The following is a 20,102-nucleotide window of genomic DNA, read 5'->3' as shown; positions in this document are numbered from 1 at the left end:
AAAGCCGAAGGCCCCTAGTCACCCACCCGGGAGCGCGCCACCGACTCGCCCGCGCCGCCCGCCGGCGCCGGGATCGCGGCCGCCGCGCCCGAGGCGTCGTCGTCGCCGTCGGTGTTGACCTTCTCGATGATCGCGAGCCGTTCCGGGGTGTCCTCCGGCTTGAGGTAGCCGATCAGGACGTACAGGACCAGCGACACGGCCAGCGGGATCGACACCTGGTACTCCAGCGGCACCCCGCCCTCCACGCTCCAGTGGATCGGGTAGTTGACCAGCCAGAAGGCGAGCAGACCGGCCGCCCAGCTGGTGAGCGCCGCGGTCGGACCGGAGCGGCGGAAGGGCCGCAGCAGACCGAGCATCATCGGGATCGCGATCGGGCCCATCAGCCCCGCCACCCACTTGATGACGACGGTGATGATGTCCTTGAACGTCGGCGAGTCGACCTGCGTGGCCACCGCCATGGACAGCCCGAGGAAGACCACCGTGGTCAGGCGGGCCGCCAGCAGCCCGGACCGGGTGCCCCAGGCCCGCGCCCGCGCCGACAGCACCGGCGCCACGTCACGGGTGAAGACGGCGGCGATGGCGTTGGCGTCCGAGGAGCACATGGCCATGGTGTGCGAGAAGAAGCCGACGATGACCAGGCCCAGCAGCCCGTGCGGCAGCAGCTGCTCGGTCATCAGGGCGTACGAGTCGGAGCCGTCGGGCTTGTGCGACTCCACCAGCAGCGGCGACATCCACATCGGGAAGAACAGCACCAGCGGCCAGACCAGCCACAGCACCGCCGACAGCCGCGCGGAGCGGGTGGCCTCGCGGGCGTTGCTCGTGGCCATGTAGCGCTGGGCCTGGTTGAGCATGCCGCCGTTGTACTCGAAGAGCTTGATGAAGAGGTAGGCGAGCAGGAAGACCGCCCCGTAGGGACCGACCAGCGGTTCGGCGTGGCCCTGGAGTTCGGGCTGGTCCCAGACACCGAAGAAGCCGCCGTGGTCGTCGAGCCTCACGACGACGGCGACGAACATCGCGACGCCGGCCAGCAGCTGGATGACGAACTGGCCCAGCTCGGTCAGCGCGTCCGCCCACAGGCCGCCGATCGTGCAGTAGACGCCCGTGACGACGCCGGTGATCAGGATGCCCTGGTTGAGGGTGATGCCGGTGAAGACCGACAGCAGGGTGGCGATGGCCGCCCACTTCGCGGCCACGTCCACGATCTTCAGCAGCATCCCGGACCAGGCCAGGGCCTGCTGGGTGGGCAGGTTGTACCGGTTCTTCAGGTACTCCAGGGGGGAGGCCACGTGCAGCCGGGACCGCAGCCGGTTGATGCGCGGCGCGAACAGGGTGGCGCCGATGGCGATGCCGAGGGCGATCGGGAAGGACCACGTCACGAACGACGTCACGCCGTAGGTGTAGGCGATGCCCGCGTACCCGGTGAACATCACCGCGCTGTAGCCCGACATGTGGTGCGAGATGCCGGAGAGCCACCAGGGCATCTTGCCGCCGGCCGTGAAGAAGTCGCTGACGTTGTCCACGCGTTTGTGCGACCAGACGCCGATCGCCACCATCACGGCGAAGTAGCCGATGAGCACGGACCAGTCGAGACCGTTCATGTGCCCCCTTCCGGGGTCCGCCTTGTGAACTCCGCTCAGCCGGTTGGCACTTCGCACGAGCGGGGTAGGGGCGTGGCAGGCCGCGAAGTGCCCGCTCATCGTGGGTGCGACGACGCGGGCACGACAAGGAAGGGGAAGGTCAAGAGCGAGTAAAAAGGTTCGCCTAGCTGACCTCGGTTCATCTACATGAACAACGCCGGTGAGTGCGGCGGGCTACTCCAGCTCGTCGGGGCAGGGCGTGCCGCGCTTGAGCCCGTACGGCGAAGCCAGCCGGTAGGTGCCCGCTTCGGGTGCGACCAACGTCGTCCACTTGTCACCCTCGGCGGTCTCCTCCGTCTCCGTCAGACAGCCGTTGACGTTGTCGTACGTCTTCGGCGTGCCCTCCGGAGCGTTCTTGGAGGCCTCGGTCTCCTGGGGCGGCTCCAGCTTGTTGCCCTCGTCGTCGACGAGGCTCAGCCACGGCGAGTACGGCATCCGGATCAGGATGCGGCCCGGTTCCGTCACGTCGATCGTCCACTTGTCCTGTCCGGCGCTCTGGACGACGGCGTTGGGCTCGGCCAGCGGCGTCGGGTCGAGCACCTGGAACAGCTGCCAGTTGGCGTCGCCCCAGACCTGCTTCAGATACGGCAGGCCCCGTTGCAGCAGCTCCCGCTCGCGCTTGCCGCCGTCGCCGTCCGGCTCGCCCTTGGGCAGCACCACGTAGTGCACGGCCCAGCGCTTGAGCCACTCGTGGTAGTTCGCCGAGTTGAGCGTGTCGTCGTAGAAGAGCGGGTTGCGCTCCATGTCGGCCTGGCGGGTCCAGCCGCGGGCCAGGTTCACGTACGGCGCGAGCGCCGAGGCCTCCCGGTGGGAACGCGCGGGCACGGCCTCCACCCGGCCCTTCTCCGCGCCGACCTCCTGCAGCTCGTTGAGGAGCGGCGCCAGCTCGCGCGCCCAGGACGCGGTCGGCTGGGTGTGGATTACGTCGTCGGCCGACTTGAAGCCGATCCAGCCGGCGAAGCCGGCGAGCGAGACCACGAGCGCGTACCACTTGCGGGACTTCGGCACCGTGAACGGCAGCGCGGCCACCAGCGCCACCCCGGCGAAGAGCATCGCCAGGCGCGTGATGTTGGAGCCGATCTGGGAGCTGATCAGCCAGACCAGCAGCACGGACAGGCCGTAGACCGCGGACGTGATCCGCACCGTGGTCCAGGTGCTCGGCACGAACCAGTACACCAGCCCCGCGAACAGGACCGGCAGGACCGCCGAGCCGAAGGCCATCGGCTGGGTGCCGGAGAAGGGGAACAGCACGGCCGACAGCGCCACGACCGCGGCCGGCGCCAGCCCCAGCGACCAGGCGCCCGGACGGCGCTTCTGCAGGAACAGGGCGACCGCCACCAGGCCCACGAAGAGGCCCGCGACCGGGGACGCCATGGTGGACAGCGCGGCCAGCGGAGCCGCGCACAGCCCCTTCGCCCAGCGCTTGTCCCGCCAGCGGTGCGGCCAGCAGAACACCGCGGCGACCGCGCCCAGCCCGAACATCATGCCCAGCCCGAACGTCACCCGGCCCGACGCGGCGTTGCCCATCAGCCCGAACAGGCCCGCCAGCGACGCCCACAGCGGATTGCGGACCACCCGGCTGCGGATCAGGACCATCGTCAGCAGCCCGGCCGACAGCGTCCCGGCGATCATCATCGTCGTGCGCACGCCGAGCACCGACATCAGGTACGGCGAGACCACGCTGTACGACACCGGGTGCATACCGCCGTACCAGGCGAGGTTGTACGCCGAGGCCGGGTGCCGGCCGACGAACTCCGCCCACGCGTCCTGCGCCGCGAGGTCGCCACCACTGTTCGCGAACGTGAAGAACCAGGCGATGTGGAGTACCCCGGCGAGGGCGGTGACGGACAGCACGGGGTGGCGCAGCATGCGCTCGCGCAGGGCGAGGAACGCCGCCTTCACCGCGGACGGCGCTTCCGGCTCGCGACGCCCGTCACCGCCACTGCCACCGTCATCGGCACCGGCACGGTCCGCGCCACGACCGCCGTCCGCGCGGGGCGCGGGTACGCGTGGTCGCGGGCCGGCTCCCGGGCCCGGATCGGCGTCGTCGGCGCGTGTCGGCTCCGCAGTGGCCACCTGAAGGCACTCCCCGTGTCCCGTCTTCTGATATCGGCCGGGTCCCGTTCCCGCGACCGGCGACCTGCCCCGTTTCGTGACGCTAGCACGCACGCCCGCACCGTGGCTTGTTCCCCTGTGGAAAGGGAACACCCCCGCGGCCGGGCGGCCGCGGGGGCGTCACATCGCTACCGCCCGGGTGGGCGGGCCGTCAGCCCAGCCGGGTCAGCTTGTCCGTGAAGGCGGGCTCCACGAGATCCTTCTGGAGGGCGACGGGAACCTTCACCGCGCCCGCCGCGTCGCCGTCGCCCACGGTCAGGGTGCCGACCTTCGTGCCGGCGGCGGCCGTGTGCGGCACCTCGTCCGCCTCGAACGTCAGCTTCACGGTCAGACCCGGCCAGCCGACGGCCTTGACGTCCTCGGTGGCGACGACCGGCGTCCGGCCGCCGAGGCCGTCGTCGACGTAGCCGACGACGTCCCCCTTCTTCAGGATCGTCGACGACTCCAGGACGTCCTGCGCGGCCCGGATCAGCTTGTCGCTGGAGTCGAGCGCGGCGGCGAGGATGCCCTTGTCCGCGGTCGCCGGCTGGCGCACCACGGCCCCGACGATGGTCCGGGTCTCGCCGCCGACCTCCTTCTTCGCCGCGAAGACGAGGTTGCCGAGCGCGGAGGTGGTGGTGCCCGTCTTGATGCCGACGACGCCGTTGTGCCCGACCAGATGGTTCCAGTTGGAGTGGTTGACGCCCTTGTAGTCGTTGTACGACATCTTCTGGGCCACCTCGCGGAAGGCGACCGACTCCATCGCCGCCTTGGCCAGCTTCACCTGGTCCACGGCCGTGCTCACCGTCGTGTTGTTCAGACCCGACGGATCGGTGTACGTGGTGTTGGTCATGCCGAGATCCTTCGCGGCGGCGTTCATCTTCTCCACGAACGCCTTCTCCGACCCGGCGTCCCAGCGGGCGAGCAGCCGCGCCACGTTGTTCGCGGACGCGATGAGGATGGCGTCCAGGGCCTCGCGCTGGGAGATCTTGTCGCCCGCGTACACCTGCACGGTCGACTCGTCGCCGGCGTCCGACTGCTCCTCGGCCGCCTGGTCGATCTCGATCATCGGGCCGTCGGCGCCGCTCTTGAGCGGGTGGTCGCGCAGGATGACGTACGCGGTCATGACCTTGGCGACACTCGCGATCGGCACGGGCTTCTGCTCGCCGGACGAGCCGAAGGTGCCGATGCCCTGCACGTCCAGCGCCGCCTGCCCGCTGGACGGCCACGGGATCTCGGGCTTGCCGCCCTCGAAGGTGAAGCTCTCCTGCGCCGTGAGGTCCAGCTCCGGCGCGGGCAGCGGGCGCATGGACTGCACCACGCCGAGGATGACCACCAGGAGCAGGACCAGCGGCGTCCAGATCTTGACCCGGCGCACCGTCGTGCGCAGCGGGGTCTCCGGTGGCGGCGGGGTGTTCGTCAGCTCCGCCAGCAGGTCCAGCGGAGGCTTCGGCGGCAGCGGCTGCTGCGTGGTCCGCTCCGGCCCGACCTGCGGTACGGCCGTGGTGGTTCCGGTACGGGGAGACTGCGGCGCGCTCTGCGGGGGCTTGCGGGTCGCCGGGTCGTCCGGCTGCCGGAGGGCCACGAACTTGCTGGTCCGCTCGGCGTCGCTCTCGGCGCTCCCGCCGAGCCTCAGCATGGTCGTCGGCTGGTCGACCTCGCGCGCGGGGGGCCGCGGCGCCTTGAAGACGGCGGTGGGCTGATCCCCACCGGCCGCCTTGCCGGCGGCCTCACCGTCACCGTCCGGCTTTGCGCCGACCGCGGGCGTCGCGCCGTCGCCGGGCTTCCCGTCGGCGTCCGAGGCGGCGCGCCCGCCTGCGGACGTCTCGCCGTCGGTCTCCTGTCCGGCGGTGGTGAGCGCGCCCGCAGCCGTGCCGCCTGACCCATCCAGGGCCTCGTCGGCGTCCGTGGCGGCGGCGGTCTCGCCGTCGGTCTCCTGCCTGGCCGTGGTGAGCGCGCCGGTGTCCCGGGGGGCGGCACCGTCCGAGTGGGTCCCCTGGCTGCTCTCGCCGTCGGCGGGGCGGGCGGCGTCGTTCTCGGGGGCCGGCTCGTCGTCCGCCGTGGCACCAGCGCCGACCGCGGGCTTCGCCCCGTCCCGCGGCGCCTCGGAGCCCGCACCGGCGTCCGCGACCGCGCCACCGTCCGGTGCCTCGTCGGCGTCCGAGACAGCGCGCTCGCCTGCAGGCGTTTCGCCGTCGGTCTTCTGTCCGGCGGTGGTGAGTGCGTCGGTGTCCCGGGGGGTGTCGGAGTGCGTGGCGGCGGCGGTGTCCCGCCCGCCGCTGGCGGCGGTCTTGTCGTCGCCGGGCGTGCCGTTCTCGCCGTCGGTCTTCTGCCCGGCGGTGGTGAGTGCGTCGGTGTCCCGGGGGGTGTCGGCGTGCGTGGCGGCGGCGGTGTCCCGCCCGCCGCTGGCGGCGGTCTTGTCGTCGCCGGGCGTGCCGTTCTCGCCGTCGGTCTTCTGCCCGGCGGTGGTGAGCGCGCCGGTGCCCCGGGGGGTGCCGGCGTCCGCAGCCGTGCGGCCGGACCTGTCCGGGGCCTCGTCGGCGTCAGCCCTGACGCCCCCGGCGGCCCCCGCGCCGGGCGGGTCCTCGTCGTCGCCCTCCGCGTCCCCGTGCCGTGCGTTCGCGGCGGCCCGTTCCTCGGCGGTCGCCACCCACGCCGCGACGGCGTCCCTGAGCCGTCCGTCGCTCGCGGCGGCGGGACCCGCGGGCTCGTCCTCGGCGGCGTCGGAGTCCTCGGCCGCGGTGGAGGACCCGGCGCTCCCGGACGTAGCGGAGTCGCCGGACTCCTCGGAGGAACCGCCCCCGGTGCTCGCCGCGTCGCCGTCCTGCGTGTCGCGGACCGACAGCACCCGGGTGGCCGTGTCGACCCCGCCGCGCGACTCCCCGGACCCGGCGGACGCCGAAGGCTTCGCGTCCTCCCGCACCACCGACAGCCGCGGATCACGCGTCTCGCTCGCCCCGGTCCTGGCTTCGGGAACCGGACCCGCGCTCCCCGACGTCGGTTCTTCCGACGACCCGTGCTGCTTCGACCTGTCGGGGGACTCGCCCGCCACCGATGCCTCCTCCATGCGCCGCACGCCTCGTGTGCGCTACCGAACCCGTACCGGAACCATGTACCAGTGTCCTGTGTACGGGTGGAACCCACGCGGTAGACGAGAACGACATACCTACTGGTTCCACTACGAAGCGGTCACGCACCCTCGACAGACCAATGTGAGAGGGGTCACCCTGTCTGTCATCCACGCGGGGAGGCATGGATGGGCAGGAGCCGCAGAACACTTCCGGAGGAGCTTCTGCTGCTGGCGTTGGACCCGACCACGGGTACCACCGCGCAGCCGCAGTCGCTCGACCTCGGTCTGGCCGGAGCGCAGCTGGTGGAGCTGGCGCTGGCCGGACGTATAGCCCCAGACGGGGATCGTATCGCCGTGGTGGCCCCACGGCCGACAGGAGATCCAACACTGGACTGCGCGTTGGAGTTGCTGCGAAGGCGCGGCGCCCCCGTACGGGCGGTCAACTGGATCGGCGGGCCCCGCCTGGGGCTGCGCCAGACCTACCTCTCGCATCTGGAGCGATGCGGCATGGTGCATGCCGTGGAGGGCCAGATGTGCGGGGTGCTGCCGACGACTCGCTACCAGGCGACGGACACGGCGATCAGCAGGGAGATCAAGGCCCGGCTGGACTCGGCGATCCGCACCGGCGTACCGCCGGACCCGCGGACCGCGGCGCTCGCCGCGCTGGCCCACGCGGTCGGTCTCGGCAAGCACCTCTACCCGGGCAACGAAGGGCGTTCGTCACGGTCCCGGCTGCGGGACCTCATCAGGCACGACCCCATGGGCGGCCTGGTGGCGCACGCGGTGATGGACGTCCAGAACGGCGCGGCGGCCCAGCCACGCCGCAGCCCGGCACCGGCCGGCCGCCAGGCCGCGGGACCGGGCGCCAGGACGGCCCCGGAACCCGCCCGCGGTGTTCCGGCGCAGCCACGCCACGGATCCATGGCCCGCGCGGCGGCCCACTGAGCCGCACGAGCCCCACCGCATCACCGCACGACCGCATCACCGCACGACCGCATCACCGCACCGCCGCACCACCAGTCCCCGAGCCCGGTCACGGGAGCCGCAGGTCCGCGCGGGGCGGTGGGACCGACCGCACGTCCGCGCGCAGCCGGACAGCGGAAAGGTTCCGCCGCCCCGCGCGGCCATATGGCGGCCATGTGTGCGGGTGGCGCCCGGAACCGGCGTGTACGCGGCGCATATCGACCGTTTCCCAGCGGTGCGAAGCACCTTGGTGGCAGTCTGCTCAGCAGCAGATACGCAAAGTGGCAGCTATGAGTCACGCAGCCGGAGGTGCACGTCCCGTGGCGTCCAATGTCAATCCCACCGTCAGGCGGCGCCGGCTGGGCCAGGAGCTGCGCAGGCTCCGTGAGCTCAAGGGCATGACGGCCGAGGAGGTGGCGGAGCGGCTGCTGGTCTCGCAGTCGAAGATCAGCCGCCTGGAGAACGGCCGGCGCAGCATCAGCCAGCGCGACGTCCGCGACCTGTGCGGGGTGTACGAGGTCGAGGACCAGCGGATGGTCGACTCGCTGATGGAGATGGCGAAGGACTCCCGCCAGCAGGGCTGGTGGCACGCCTTCGGCGACATCCCGTACAGCGTCTACATCGGCCTGGAGACCGACGCCGAGTCGCTGCGGACCTACGAACCCCAGATCATCACCGGTCTGCTCCAGACCCGGTCCTACGCCGAGGCGCTGATCCAGGGCGCCCTGCCCGAGACGCCGGTCGCCGACGTGGAGAAACGCGTCCAGGTCCGGATACGGCGTCAGGAGCGCGTCACGGCGGAGACCAACCCACTGCGGCTGTGGGTGGTCCTCGACGAGGCCTGCCTGCGCCGGGTGGTGGGCAGCAAGCAGGTGATGCGCGAGCAGCTGGAGCACGTCGCCGAGATGTCGCAGCTGCCGCACATCACCGTGCAGGTGCTGCCGTTCGACGTCGGGGGACACCCGGGCATCAACGGCCAGTACTCGATCCTGGAGTTCGCCGACACCGCCGACTCCAGCGTCGTCTACATCGAGGGCGTCACCAGCGACCTGTACCTGGAGAAGGCCCCGGACGTGCAGAAGTACACGGTGATGTACGAGCACTTGCGGGCGCAGGCCCTGAACGTGGACGAGTCGCGGCGGCGCATCGAGGACGTGGCGAAGGAGTACGCCCGCTGACGCGGTGGCGGATGGTACAGCCCTGGTACGCGGTACAGGAAGAGTCACCTGGAATATGCCACCCGGTCGGGTGAATGGCTGCTCCGTACGGCGAAGTCAGCGAGTAGCGTCGATCACGCCAAAGATCAAGCGTCATTGGCGTGAACCACACTCAGCGACTCACCATCGGAGCAGACATGGCAATTCTCCAGGGCACCCAGGAATCGTGGATCAAGTCCTCCTACTCCGGGGGCAACGGCGCGTGCGTCGAGGTCAAGTCGCCGGTCGTGGCGGCACTCGCCGTCCGTGACTCCAAGGTTCCCGGGGGGCCGACGCTGGCCTTCCCCGCCGACGCGTGGAACGCCTTCGTCACCTCGGTCAAGGAGTAACGGCTCCACGCACCAACCGGCAGCACAGCCGACGGAGCCCTCTCGACCAGTTCGCCGACCTTGCCGAGAGGGCTCTGTTCAGTCCGGCTCAGCTCACGGGGAACGCGATGTCGCACACCGGGTCCCCGGGACCCGCCGCCTCCCAGTCGGCGAAGTACACCTCACGGCACGGCCCCGCCACCGTCAGCCCCTGGGCCGCGATCCACTCCTCCACCGCCGCGAACGCGGCCAGGATCTGCGGATAGGCCACCTGCGCCTTGGTGATCCGGGTGTAGGCCAGCCGCTGGGCCGGCTCCACCCGCACCCGCGTCTGCCAGGCCCGCCCCCGCTCCTCGCACCACGCCCGGGCCGCCGCCTCGTCGGCGACCGGCACGCACGTCTCCGCCGGGCCGTCACTCTCCTCCGACACCTCGGAGTGGTACACGACGAACGGCGCCGCCGTCACACCCCCGCAGCCCCGCGCCGCCTCCTCCAGCCGCTCCAGCGACGCGCCGATCCAGGCCGGCAGCTCGTCCGCCAGGGTGTGCCGGGTCTCGCTGATCACCACCCGTCCGGACACGTCCACCGTCTCGACCACGAACTTCCCGTCCATCCCGGAACTCCTTCCCGAAAGGCGTCCACGGAGGTAGTCGGCGAGCGTCCGCTGCCCGGCCAGCCGGGCCTCGACCCCGGACCAGTAGGCGTCGAGCAGTCCCGCGCCCTCCGGCCCGTCCGCGCGCACCACCTCCGCGACCCGCGCCAGCGGCATGTCCAGCCGGCGCAGCAGGGCCACGAGCCGGGCGCGTTCGATCTGGCCGGGGCGGTAGTAGCGGTAGCCGGTGACCTCGTCCACGTGGTCGGGCACCAGCAGGCCCATACGGTCGTACAGCCGCAGGGCCTTGGCCGACAGCCGGGCCCGCGCGGCGAACGCCCCGATGGTCAGCAAGTCGCCGTCGTGTTCGTCGTCCACGCCGTCATCCTCCGTCACCGGGCGGGCCGTTCCGCCCGGTGACGCAGACACTCGGGCCTGCCCCAGGGGCAAGGTCAACCCGCCAGCCGCTCCTCCACGGCCGCCACGACCTCGGCCGCCTCCGGCTCGGTCTGCGGCGCGAACCGGGCGGCGACCTTGCCGTCCCGCCCGATCAGGAACTTCTCGAAGTTCCAGCGGATGTCCCCGCTGTGCCCCTCGCCGTCCGCGACGCCCGCCAGCCGGTCGTACAGCGGATGCCGGCCCTCCCCGTTGACCTCGACCTTCTCCGTCATCGGGAAGGTGACGCCGTACGTCGCCGAACAGAACTCGGCGATCTCGTCGGCGCTGCCCGGCTCCTGGCCCATGAACTGGTTGCAGGGCACGCCGAGCACGGTGAACCCCCGCTCCGCATACCGCTCGTGCAGCCGCTCCAGGCCCGAGTACTGCGGGGTGAGCCCGCACTTGGAGGCCACGTTGACCACCAGTACCACCCGGCCCGCGTACTGGGAGAGGTCCGCGGACCCGCCCTGGAGGGCACCGATCTCGACGTCGAGGGGAAGGCTGTCGTTGTCACGCGCGTTCTGTGAGGTCGTCATGGGCGGATGCTAGCCCCGCGAGATGTCACGTGGCCCGCACGCCCGCGGCGCACTCGCCTCGACGAGCACCTCCCCGGCCGCCGTCCGCGAGTACAGCACCGACCGTCCCGCCCGCCGCCGCTCCACCAGCCCCGCGTCCAGCAGCACCCGCAGGTGCCGCCCGACCGAACCGAGCCCCTGCCCGGTCAGGGCGACCAGCTGGCTGGTGCTCAGGGGCGAGCCGAGCAGCGCCAGGACGCCCGCGCGGGCCGGACCGAGCAGCGTGCCGAGCGCGGCCGGCACCTGCCGGGCACCGTCGTCCGCGAGGGCGCCCGCGCACGGGTAGACCACCGCGTACCGCTCCGGTTCCTCCCACGCCACCCACCCGTGCCGCTGCGGAGTGACCGGTACGAGGACCAGCTCGGCGCCGGCCAGGTCGCGGGGCGGGTAGGGGTTCAGGTTGATCTGGAGCCGGCTGTCGCCCAGCCAGCGGGTGCCGGGCCGCAGGGCGTCCAGCACGGCCGCCCAGCCTCCCCGGCTCACCTGCGCGGTCCGCGCGACCACATCGGCCTCCAGGACCCGGCGGCGCCGCTCCCAGTACGGCCGTACCGCCTCGGCCCAGACGTCCTGGAGCAGCGCGGCGGCCCGCTCGGGCAGGTCGTCGCGGTCCAGTGCGGCGGGCAGCGGACCCCCGAGGGAGACGCCCAGGTCGGCGCGGGCCCGGTCGGGGCGGGTCACCCGGACGCGGGCGAGGCCCTCCTCGAAGCTCTCACCCGCGGCCGGGGTGGGGGTGAGGAAGTCGGCGATTCACTCCCGGCCGACGCCCGAGCGGACCAGCAGCGCGGTCACCGGGTCCTCGGCCAGCCGGCGCCGGTGCGCGGGCAGGTGGGTGTCGAGCCAGGCCCGTTCACCGGGGTGCGCGGCCACACCGGCGTGCAGCAGCTTCAGGCACGCGAAGGCCTCGGCGAGCGGCGAGACGACGAAACGGCTGCGGGCCAGCGTGTCCGCGTTCACCTGCCACCAGCCCATACGGCCCCCGTTCCGCCGTTCCCCGTTAACGTTTCGCCTCCACGCGAAACGTTAACGGCCGCCCCGCGCCCCGCCCGAGACTCCCGGCATGCCGGACACGCCCCGCAAGAGCTACACGGACCTCTTCCGAACCCCCGAGTTCACCCCCCTCTTCCTCTCCTCCTCCGCCAACGTCGCCGCCCAGACGGTGAGCGGCCTGGCGCTCGGCACGCTCGTGTTCCGGGCGACCGGCTCGCCGCTGCTCTCCGCGCTCAGCATGTTCGGGCCGGCGCTCGCCCAGGTGCTGGGCGCCACCTTCCTCCTCTCCGGCGCGGACCGGCTGCCCCCGCGGGCGACGCTGACGGGCCTCTCGCTGGCCTTCGCCGCGGCCACCGCCGCCCTCGCGCTGCCCGGCCTGCCGGTGGGGGCGATGCTCGTCGTCGTCCTCGTCGAGGGCCTGATCGCCTCCCTCGGCGGCGGGGTCCGCTGGGGCCTGCTGAACGAGATCCTCACCAAGGACGGGTACCTGGCGGGACGCTCGCTCTTCAACATGATGCACGGCGTCACACAGATCGCCGGCTACGCGGCCGGCGGAGTCCTGGTGACCGTGCTGTCCCCGCGCCTGTGCCTGCTACTGGCGGCCGGCCTCTACGCGGCCGCGGCCGCGCTCACGCTCCTGCTGACCCGCCGCCCGCCCCGCTCCGCAGGCCGCCCCTCCGCGGCCGCCACCTGGCGCACGAACGCCCGCCTGTGGTCCGCCCGCCCGCGCCGCCACGTCTACCTGGCCCTGTGGATCCCCAACGGACTGGTCGTCGGCTGCGAGTCCCTGTACGTCTCCTACGACCCCCGCGCCGCGGGCACCCTGTTCGCCTGCGCCGCGCTGGGCATGCTGGCCGGGGACGTGACCGTCGGCCGCCTGCTGCCGCCCAGGCTGCGCCCCCGCCTCGGCATCCCCCTGCTGGTGCTGCTGGCCGCCCCGTACCTCGCCCTCTTCCTGCGCCCGCCGCTACCGGTGACGGCCGTACTGGTCGCCCTGGCCTCCGTCGGCTTCGGCGCGAGCCTGGTGCAGCAGGAGCGCCTGGTCGTCCTCACCCCGGACGAGCTGACCGGCCACGCACTCGGCCTGCACTCCGCCGGGATGCTCACGGCGCAGGGCCTCGCCGCGTCCCTGGCGGGCACGGTGGCCCAGTTCACCTCCCCGGCGACGGCGATGACGGCGATGGCCCTCGCCTCCCTCGCCGTGACCCTCACCCTGACGGTGGTGAGCCGCCGGGACGCGGGACCGGACGGCGGGCTGCTGCCGAGGCGGGTGGCGCAAGCGGCGTGACCACCGGGCCCGTCCGGCCGCCCGGCCTCGATTGGGTTAAGGACCGCCCGGTGACTCCTGCGCGCATGGACCCTTGCATAGGCTAAGAGACTGGGGAGGGACGCCTGAGAACAGGAGAGGGCGGCTCTTGAGCGCTGCGACACCGGAGTAGTCATGACCGTGAAGAAGTCGCCGTCCAGTTCCTCGATGCTGGCCTGGATGCCCGTCGCGGTCATGGCCGTGGTCGCCGTCGTCGACCTCACGGCCGGCCCGGACGTGGGGCTGCTGCCGCTGGTGTCGCTGGGGCCGGCGTTCGCCGGACTCGTCGGCGGCTGGCGGCGCACCGCGGTGATCGGGCTGGCCGCGCTGCTGCTCTGCGTGGGCCTCGGCCTCTACAACGGGCTCTTCGACCGCCCCCGCGGCTACACCGCCATGGTGTCGGTGGCGGGCGTGACCGGTGTCGGCATCGCGGCGGCCGTGGCGCGCTCGCGCCGGGAGGCGGAGCTGGCCAGCGTCCGGTCGATCGCGGAGGCGGCGCAGCGGGTGCTGCTGCGCCCGGTGCCGCTGACCGCGGGCCCGCTGCACGCTGCCGTCTCGTACACCTCGGCGCTCGCCGAGGCCCGTATCGGGGGCGACCTGTACGAGGTGGTGGCCTCGCCGCACGGCGTCCGGGTGATCGTGGGCGACGTGCAGGGCAAGGGCCTGGCGGCGGTGGAGACGGCGGCGCGGGTCCTCGGCGCCTTCCGGGAGGCGGCGTACGACGAGAAGGACCTGGTCAAGCTCGGCGAGCGGCTGGAGCGCAGCGTCGCCCGGGAGTTGGAGGACGAGAAGTTCGTGACCGCGATCCTCGCCGAGATCGGCCACGACCACCAGGTCGTCCTCCTCAACTACGGCCACCCGGCCCCGATGGTCGTCCACCCCGACGGCACCACCGACTTCCCGGAGCCGCCCGCCTACGCCCTCCCGCTGGGCCTGTCCGCCCCCGACGGTCCCGGCCCGGAGACCTATCCGGTGCCCTTCGTCCCCGGCGACCAGCTCCTCCTGTACACCGACGGTGTCACGGAGGCCCGGGACGAGGAGGGCGGCTTCTACCCGCTCGCCGAGCGCGCCCACCTCCTCAAGGACTCCGACGTCCACCGTGCACTGGACGCCCTGCGCGAGGACCTGGTCCGGCACGCGGCCGGACCGCACCACGACGACGCCGCGATGCTGTTGCTGCGCTACCAGGGCCACGCCGGCGCCGGACCCGCCGCCGGCGTGGCGGCCGCCGCCGATCCGGTCGGCTGAACGGAGCGGCGGCTTCCGGCGCGGCGGGTCAGGCGCGGCGGGCGCCCGCGGACGCCATGCCCAGCCAGGTGTGCGGGTTTCCGGCCCAGCACCAGCCGAGCTTCGGGGCCCTCTGGCTGATCCAGATCGCCGGGACCCGCCGGTCGCCGGACCGGGACCCGCCGAGGGAGAAGCACTTGTTCTTCACCAGGACCTGCGGGGCGTGCGTCATCAGCGCGATGCCCTCCTCGATGGTGAGCAGGGTGCGGCCCCGTGCGGCGACGGCGGCCATCGCGTCGTTCGGTACGGCCCCGCAGAACTCCTCCCCCCGCTCCACGTCGAACAGCAGGTGGACGCCGTCCTGGCCGGGCGGCTCGGCCTCCTCGGTGGCGACGAACCGTTCCAGGGAGCCCGGCTCGAAACTGCGGTCGACGAAGCCGGGCAGCTTGCCGCGGTGCAGGGTGGTCAGCGGCATGGTCCGTTCGACCGGTGCGAGGGCGCGGGTGACGACGAGCACGAACGGCACCCGGCCGTCGGCGGCCGGATCGTACGCGGCGCCCGCCGCACCGCCCGCCCGCTCCACGGCCGCGGCGCGCAGCGGCGCCACCAGCTCGGCGAACTGCTCGGGGGTGCGGCCGGCGAGCGCCGGGTAGCCGAGCGAGTCCAGCGTCCGGACCTGCCGGTCGAACTCGGCCCCGGCGTCGTGGGCGGGGGCGCCGCCGGAGGGGATGAGGCTCTTCTGGTCGGTCAAGCGAGGTTCTCCTTCGTGTCCGTCGTGTCCGTCGTGTCCTTCGTCTTCTCCGTCTTCGTTGTCTCCGTCGCGGCGGTGCTCGCGATGGATTCGATGTCGGCGGGGCTGCCGGACATGATCGTGCGGACGTGGCGGGTGACCAGCTCGACGGGCCAGTCCCACCACGCGGCCCGCTGGAGCCGGGCGATGTCGTCGGCGTCGTACCGGGCCCGGATGGGCCGCGCCGGATTGCCGCCGACGATCGTGTACGGCGCCACGTCTCCCGTGACCACGGCGCCGGCTGCGACGACCGCCCCGTCGCCGATGCGTACGCCGGGCATGACGGTGGCGCCGTAGCCGAACCAGACGTCGTTGCCGACGACCGTGTCGCCGCGGCTGGGCATGCCGGTGACCAGGTCGAGCGTGGCCTCGGCCCAGGCGCCGCCGAACATGGTGAACGGGAAGGTGGAGACGCCCATCGTCGGGTGCTCGGCCCCGGCCATCAGGAAGCGGGTGCCGGAGGCGATCGCGCAGTACTTGCCGATGACCAGCTTCTCCGGCCCGTACGCGTAGAGCACGTTGCGGGTCTCGAAGGCGGTGGCGTCGTCGGGATCGTCGTAGTAGGTGAAGTCGCCGACCTGGATGCGTTCGTCGGTGACGAGCGGCTTGAGCAGGACGACTCTCGGATGCTGCGCGAGCGGATGCAGGACACCGGGGTCCGGGGCGGCCACGCCGTCGCTTGCGGGGCCGGTCATGCGGTGACCTCGATCCTGGCCAGGGAGCCCGTTTCCAGGGCGCACCACAGGGCGCCGTCGTGCGGGGCGATGCCGTGCGGTTCGCAGTCGGTGCGGGACAGCGCGTACGAGGTGACGTGACCGTCGAGGGTGATCCGCCCGACCCGGCCGCTGCCCCACTCGGTGAACCACATCGCCCCGTCGGGCCCGGCGGCGACGGCGTGCGGCCGGCACGCCGGGTCGGGCAGCGGGTACTCGGTGATCTCACCGTCCACGGCGATCCGGCCGATCCGCCCGGCTCCGATCTCCGTGAACCACAGCGCGCCGTCCGGCCCCGCCGCGATGCCGACCGGTGCGGCGCCCTCGGTCGGCAGGGGGTGGACGGTGCCGGCCCCGGCGGTGGTGATCCGCCCGATCGCGTTCTCCTGGTTGAGGGCCATCCACAGTGCCCCGTCGGGTCCCGCCGTGATGGCGGACGGAAAGGCGCCGGGCGCCGGGTACTCGGTGACCTCGCCGTCCATGGTGACGCGGCCGACCCGGTCGGCGGCGGACAGCGTGAACCACATCGCCCCGTCCGGCCCGGCCGCGATCCCGAACGGTCCGCCCTCAGGGGTGGCCGGCGCGAAGGAGGAGCGGGAGCCGTCGGGTGCGATCCGTCCGATGCGGTGCGCCTGGTACTCGGTGAACCACACGGCCCCGTCCGGCCCCGCCGCGACAAGGGTCGGCCCGGCCCCGGCCGGGTGGACGGTGACGGTCCCGTCACCCGGGTCGCGGCGGCCGACGGCGCCCTGGTGGACGAGGGTGAACCAGAGGGCCCCGTCCGGCCCTTCGGCGAGGGCGTAGGGCCCGGCGTCCGGGCCGCTGACGACTAACTCCTGTACGGATGCGGAGACTTCCCTGAAATCATTCATCGGTAGTAACTTTAGATCGAGGCTACACAGGCAGTCAACATAAAATTACGACGAGAGTAGTTTTCCTGATGGATCCCATCGACCCGCCCCCACCACCACCCCACCCGACGTCCCTCGGGCTGCGCGAGACCAAGAAGCGCGAGACCCGGCAGCTCATCTCCGACCGGGCGACCGCTCTCTTCATCGAGCAGGGCTTCGAGCACACGACGATCGCCGAGATCGCCGACGCCGCCCGCGTCGCCAAGAAGACGGTGACGAACTACTTCCCGCGCAAGGAGGACCTGGCCCTCGACCACCAGGACGAGTTCGTCGCCACCCTGGCCGACGCCGTCACCGCGCGCGAGGGGAACGAGACTCCGCTGGCCGCCCTGCGCCGCGCCTTCCTGGCCGCCGTGGCCGCCCAGGACCCCGTCGCGGGCTTCGCCGGCCCGGCCTTCACCCGCATGATCGCCGACAGTCCCACCCTCACGTCGTGCCTGCGCGGCCTGCACGACCGGCGGGAGGAGGCCCTGGCCGAGGCGCTGGCGGAAACGACCGCCGCCCGACCCGACGACATCACCCCCCGCACGGTCGCCGCCCTGCTCGGCGGAGTCCACCGCGTGCTGTTCACCCGCATCCAGGAACTGACCCTGGCGGGCCGCGCCGACCCGGAGATCGCGGAGGTGCTGGACGGCGAGGCGCGACGCGCCTTCGACCTCCTGGAACCGGCCTTGCGGGACTACGGCCGGAGGGCTCCGGATGCGACGTCACCCGAACGGACGCACACTGACTGAGTGAGCGAAATGCGCACCAAGCGGGGCGACTCGGGCCTCGGTGCGGGTCGCGCGGCCTCCCAGCCGTTGGCACTCGCGGCCATGATGTTCGCAGTGGCGATGACCTTCATCGACCAGACCATCGTGTCGATCGCGGCGCCCGACATCGTCTCCGAACTCGGCCTCTCCACCACGGGCATGCAGTGGGTGATCAACGCCTACCTGCTGGCCCTGGCTGCGTTCTTCGCCCTCGGCGGCCGCCTGGCCGACCTGTGGGGCCCGCGCCGCGTGGTCGTCGCGGGCACCCTGATCTTCGTCATCTCCTCGGTCCTGTGCGGCTGCGTACCGGCCGGCGACCACGCCCTCGGCTGGCTGATCGCCTTCCGCGCCACCCAGGGCCTGGGCGCCGCCCTGCTCTTCCCGGCCGCACTCGCCGTGGTCGTGGCGGTGTTCCCCGTCGAGCGCCGAGGACGCGCCCTCGCCCTCTTCTTCGGCGTCACCGGCGCCCTCACCGCCGTGGGTCCCCTGCTCGGCGGCTGGCTGACGGCCTGGACCTGGCGGGCGATCTTCTGGGTCAACGTCCCCGTGGCGATCATCGCGCTGATCCTCACGGCCCTGGCCCGCATCCCCGACCGCCGCCGCGACGAGACCCTGGACGTGCGGGGCGCCCTGCTGATCGTCGCCGGCATGGGCCTGAGCGTCCTCGGCTTCCAGCAGGCGTCGGCGTGGGGTTGGGACAGCGCGGCGACCTGGGCCTGCATCGCGGGCGGCCTGGCCCTCCTCTACGCCTTCGTCCGCTACGAACTCCGCACCCCCGGCCACCCCCTGATCAACCTGTCGGTCTTCCGCGACCGCGGCTTCACCACCGACACGCTCGTCCTCTTCTTCGCGATGCTGGCGTTCGTCCCGGTCTTCTTCTTCGCCTCGGTCTACGCCCAGGTATCCCTGAGCGCCTCCCCCAACCAGGCCGCCCTCTACCTCCTCTACTTCTTCGCGGGCTTCGCGATCGCCTCCCAGTGGGGCGGCCGCATCCTGGACAAACGGGGAGCCCGCCCGGCGATGAGGATCGGCTGCGCGCTGGGCGCCGTGGGCTTCGCCCTCTGGGCGGGCAAACTCACCGACCTCTCCATGCACGACCAGTGGCCCTACGCCGCGCTGGCCGGTGCGGGCATCGGCTTCCTCCTGGCCCCGGCCTCGACGGACGCGGTCAACCGCTCGATCGACGCCTCCTACGGCGAGGTCACGGGCATCACCCAGACCGTCCGCAACTACGCGGCGAGCGTGGGCCTGGCCGTCTTCGGCACCATCCTCACCCACACCATGACCGACCGGGTCACCGAAACCCTCAGCACCCGCGGCGTTCCCCCGGGCACGGACCACTCCGTCGCCCGCGACGTGACCCAGGCGATCACCGGCAACGCGGACACCCGCACCCCCGGCGGCGACGGCGCCCTGGAGACGACGATGCGGGAGGCCATGCCCGCCATCCGCATGGACTTCGCCGAGGCCAACCAGTGGATCTTCTACGGCATGGCCATCGCCCTGGCCGTCGCCTACTTCTGCGCGCTGCGGCACCCGGGGGGCCGGGCGACCGGACAGACCGAACCTGCCCCGGAGGGAGTGGACCGCCCTCAGCGTCGGTGACGGCTTCGGCTACCGTCCCACCATGGCGCTGAACGAGATCACCCGAGCCGCGGTCCTGAAGGCCGTCGAGGAGTACGACCGGCTGGGCCGGGACGCGTTCCTGGAGAGGTACGGATTCGGACCGTCGCGGAGCTACCTGCTCAGGATCGACGGGAAGGAGTACGACTCGAAGGCCGTCGTGGGAGCGGCGCACGGCTGCCTGCCCGGACGGAACCCGCTGGGCCGCGACGAGTTCTCCGGCGGTAAGGACCACGCCGCCAAGCTGTTGAGCGACCTCGGGTTCGACGTCGTGATCCGTGCGACGGGCACGTGACGTCGGTCCGCGCGCTGGCGATCGGCCTTCTCGCAGGCAGTGCGGGGGCGTTGCTCTTCGCCCCCAGAGGTGAGGGACCCGAACACCTGCGTCTCGCCGCGTTGACGGGGGTGTTGGTCTGTCAGTTTCTCACGGTCCCGATCTCATGCGTAGGCGGAATCACCTGGGCGCGGTCCTCGAGAGGAAAGCCGATCCGCCCCTACGACCTTCCCCTGGGGTCCCTGCTCATGGCCGTGGGTGTCCTGATCGCGATCCAGGCCCAGGCAGCGGTGAACTGGCTCAGCACCGTACCGACCCCCGCCGGCGTCGGCGATCCGGACGCAGAGACGTCCGTGGCGGGGCTGGCCGGCCTCTCCGGATGTCTGATGGTCCTCGTCGGCCTGGCGTTGTCGGCACACGGCGTCCGGGCGAGCAGGCGGACGGGTGGCCTGCGGCCCACCGCCGCGCGGTCCACCACCGACGGGAGCAAAGGCCACCCATGACGTTCCTGGGTGGCCTTCTCCCTTGTGCCCCCGGCAGGATTCGAACCTGCGACACCCGCTTTAGGAGAGCGGTGCTCTATCCCCTGAGCTACGAAGGCAAGGCGGCAAGGTGCAGTGCCGCC

General features: G+C 72.3%; 17 protein-coding genes, 1 tRNA gene and 1 pseudogene. 9 read left to right on the top strand and 10 right to left on the bottom strand.

What is annotated here, in order from left to right; all coding sequences use genetic code 11:
• Positions 1-14 precede the first annotated feature (14 nt).
• The 3 genes from M6G08_RS34645 to M6G08_RS34635 form a co-directional block, all read right to left on the bottom strand.
• On the bottom strand, positions 15-1,598 hold the full coding sequence (locus tag M6G08_RS34645; RefSeq protein ID WP_272591077.1) for a sodium:solute symporter family protein: 1,584 nt from the start codon (positions 1,596-1,598) through the stop codon (positions 15-17).
• Between the two features lie 213 nt (positions 1,599-1,811).
• On the bottom strand, positions 1,812-3,713 hold the full coding sequence (locus tag M6G08_RS34640) for a DUF8823 domain-containing protein (RefSeq protein WP_272591076.1): 1,902 nt from the start codon (positions 3,711-3,713) through the stop codon (positions 1,812-1,814).
• Positions 3,714-3,903: 190 nt separating this feature from the next.
• Positions 3,904-6,798: a D-alanyl-D-alanine carboxypeptidase gene (locus M6G08_RS34635; protein ID WP_272591075.1), complete on the bottom strand. Its 2,895-nt coding sequence runs from the start codon at positions 6,796-6,798 to the stop codon at positions 3,904-3,906.
• A 189-nt stretch (positions 6,799-6,987) separates the two neighbouring features.
• On the opposite strand from M6G08_RS34635, the gene M6G08_RS34630 reads away from it, so the two are divergent.
• The 3 genes from M6G08_RS34630 to M6G08_RS34620 all read left to right on the top strand — a co-directional run bounded on the left by M6G08_RS34630 (position 6,988) and on the right by M6G08_RS34620 (position 9,310).
• On the top strand, positions 6,988-7,746 hold the full coding sequence (locus M6G08_RS34630; RefSeq protein ID WP_073729459.1) for a GOLPH3/VPS74 family protein: 759 nt from the start codon (positions 6,988-6,990) through the stop codon (positions 7,744-7,746).
• 338 nt (positions 7,747-8,084) lie between these two features.
• Positions 8,085-8,942: a type II toxin-antitoxin system RelB family anti-toxin gene (relB, locus tag M6G08_RS34625; RefSeq protein ID WP_272591074.1), complete on the top strand. Its 858-nt coding sequence runs from the start codon at positions 8,085-8,087 to the stop codon at positions 8,940-8,942.
• 176 nt (positions 8,943-9,118) lie between these two features.
• On the top strand, positions 9,119-9,310 hold the full coding sequence (locus M6G08_RS34620; RefSeq protein ID WP_272591073.1) for a DUF397 domain-containing protein: 192 nt from the start codon (positions 9,119-9,121) through the stop codon (positions 9,308-9,310).
• Positions 9,311-9,398: 88 nt separating this feature from the next.
• Here M6G08_RS34620 and M6G08_RS34615 read toward each other — a convergent pair whose 3' ends face one another.
• The 3 genes and pseudogenes from M6G08_RS34615 to M6G08_RS34605 form a co-directional block, all read right to left on the bottom strand.
• Positions 9,399-10,277, bottom strand: a complete 879-nt coding sequence (locus tag M6G08_RS34615; RefSeq protein WP_443048998.1) for a MerR family transcriptional regulator — start codon at positions 10,275-10,277, stop codon at positions 9,399-9,401.
• A gap of 56 nt (positions 10,278-10,333) precedes the next feature.
• Positions 10,334-10,855, bottom strand: a complete 522-nt coding sequence (locus M6G08_RS34610) for a glutathione peroxidase (protein ID WP_272591071.1) — start codon at positions 10,853-10,855, stop codon at positions 10,334-10,336.
• Between the two features lie 9 nt (positions 10,856-10,864).
• Positions 10,865-11,863 (bottom strand): annotated as a pseudogene (locus M6G08_RS34605) (ArsR/SmtB family transcription factor).
• 88 nt (positions 11,864-11,951) lie between these two features.
• Here M6G08_RS34605 and M6G08_RS34600 point away from each other — a divergent pair.
• Both M6G08_RS34600 and M6G08_RS34595 read left to right on the top strand, forming a co-directional pair.
• Positions 11,952-13,169: an MFS transporter gene (locus M6G08_RS34600; RefSeq protein WP_272591070.1), complete on the top strand. Its 1,218-nt coding sequence runs from the start codon at positions 11,952-11,954 to the stop codon at positions 13,167-13,169.
• A 153-nt stretch (positions 13,170-13,322) separates the two neighbouring features.
• Complete coding sequence (locus M6G08_RS34595) at positions 13,323-14,435, top strand: PP2C family protein-serine/threonine phosphatase (RefSeq protein WP_272591069.1); 1,113 nt, start codon at positions 13,323-13,325, stop codon at positions 14,433-14,435.
• Between the two features lie 28 nt (positions 14,436-14,463).
• On the opposite strand, the gene M6G08_RS34590 is transcribed toward M6G08_RS34595, so the two are convergent.
• From M6G08_RS34590 to M6G08_RS34580, 3 genes are read right to left on the bottom strand one after another with little or no spacing between them, the layout of a single operon-like run.
• The gene (locus tag M6G08_RS34590) at positions 14,464-15,165 is read right to left on the bottom strand and encodes a DUF5701 family protein (RefSeq protein WP_272591068.1); all 702 of its coding nucleotides are present in this window, start codon (positions 15,163-15,165) and stop codon (positions 14,464-14,466) included.
• Positions 15,162-15,899 carry a CatB-related O-acetyltransferase gene (locus M6G08_RS34585; RefSeq protein ID WP_272591067.1) on the bottom strand — a complete coding sequence of 246 codons (738 nt, stop codon included), beginning with the start codon at positions 15,897-15,899 and terminating at the stop codon, positions 15,162-15,164. Before M6G08_RS34585 ends, M6G08_RS34590 begins: the two co-directional genes overlap by 4 nt.
• Entirely contained in the window at positions 15,896-16,789 is an 894-nt protein-coding gene (locus tag M6G08_RS34580; protein WP_272591066.1) for a Vgb family protein, read from the bottom strand. Before M6G08_RS34580 ends, M6G08_RS34585 begins: the two co-directional genes overlap by 4 nt.
• Positions 16,790-16,857: 68 nt before the next feature.
• Here M6G08_RS34580 and M6G08_RS34575 point away from each other — a divergent pair, with 68 nt between their 5' ends.
• The 4 genes from M6G08_RS34575 (at position 16,858) to M6G08_RS34560 (ending at position 19,980) form a co-directional block, all read left to right on the top strand.
• Positions 16,858-17,562 carry a TetR/AcrR family transcriptional regulator gene (locus M6G08_RS34575; protein ID WP_272591065.1) on the top strand — a complete coding sequence of 235 codons (705 nt, stop codon included), beginning with the start codon at positions 16,858-16,860 and terminating at the stop codon, positions 17,560-17,562.
• Positions 17,563-17,571: 9 nt separating this feature from the next.
• On the top strand, positions 17,572-19,185 hold the full coding sequence (locus M6G08_RS34570; protein ID WP_272591516.1) for an MFS transporter: 1,614 nt from the start codon (positions 17,572-17,574) through the stop codon (positions 19,183-19,185).
• Positions 19,186-19,207: 22 nt separating this feature from the next.
• Positions 19,208-19,498 carry a ScoMcrA-related endonuclease gene (locus M6G08_RS34565; protein ID WP_272591064.1) on the top strand — a complete coding sequence of 97 codons (291 nt, stop codon included), beginning with the start codon at positions 19,208-19,210 and terminating at the stop codon, positions 19,496-19,498.
• Positions 19,499-19,725: 227 nt separating this feature from the next.
• Positions 19,726-19,980, top strand: coding sequence for a hypothetical protein (locus M6G08_RS34560; RefSeq protein WP_272591063.1), 255 nt, complete (start codon positions 19,726-19,728; stop codon positions 19,978-19,980).
• A 25-nt stretch (positions 19,981-20,005) separates the two neighbouring features.
• Here M6G08_RS34560 and M6G08_RS34555 read toward each other — a convergent pair.
• A tRNA-Arg gene (locus M6G08_RS34555) sits at positions 20,006-20,078 on the bottom strand.
• Positions 20,079-20,102 lie beyond the last annotated feature (24 nt).

This window comes from Streptomyces sp. M92 (assembly GCF_028473745.1).
Lineage (GTDB): Bacteria > Actinomycetota > Actinomycetes > Streptomycetales > Streptomycetaceae > Streptomyces.
Note: the sequence above shows the minus strand (reverse complement) of the source record. Positions and strands in the feature narration are given on the sequence as shown.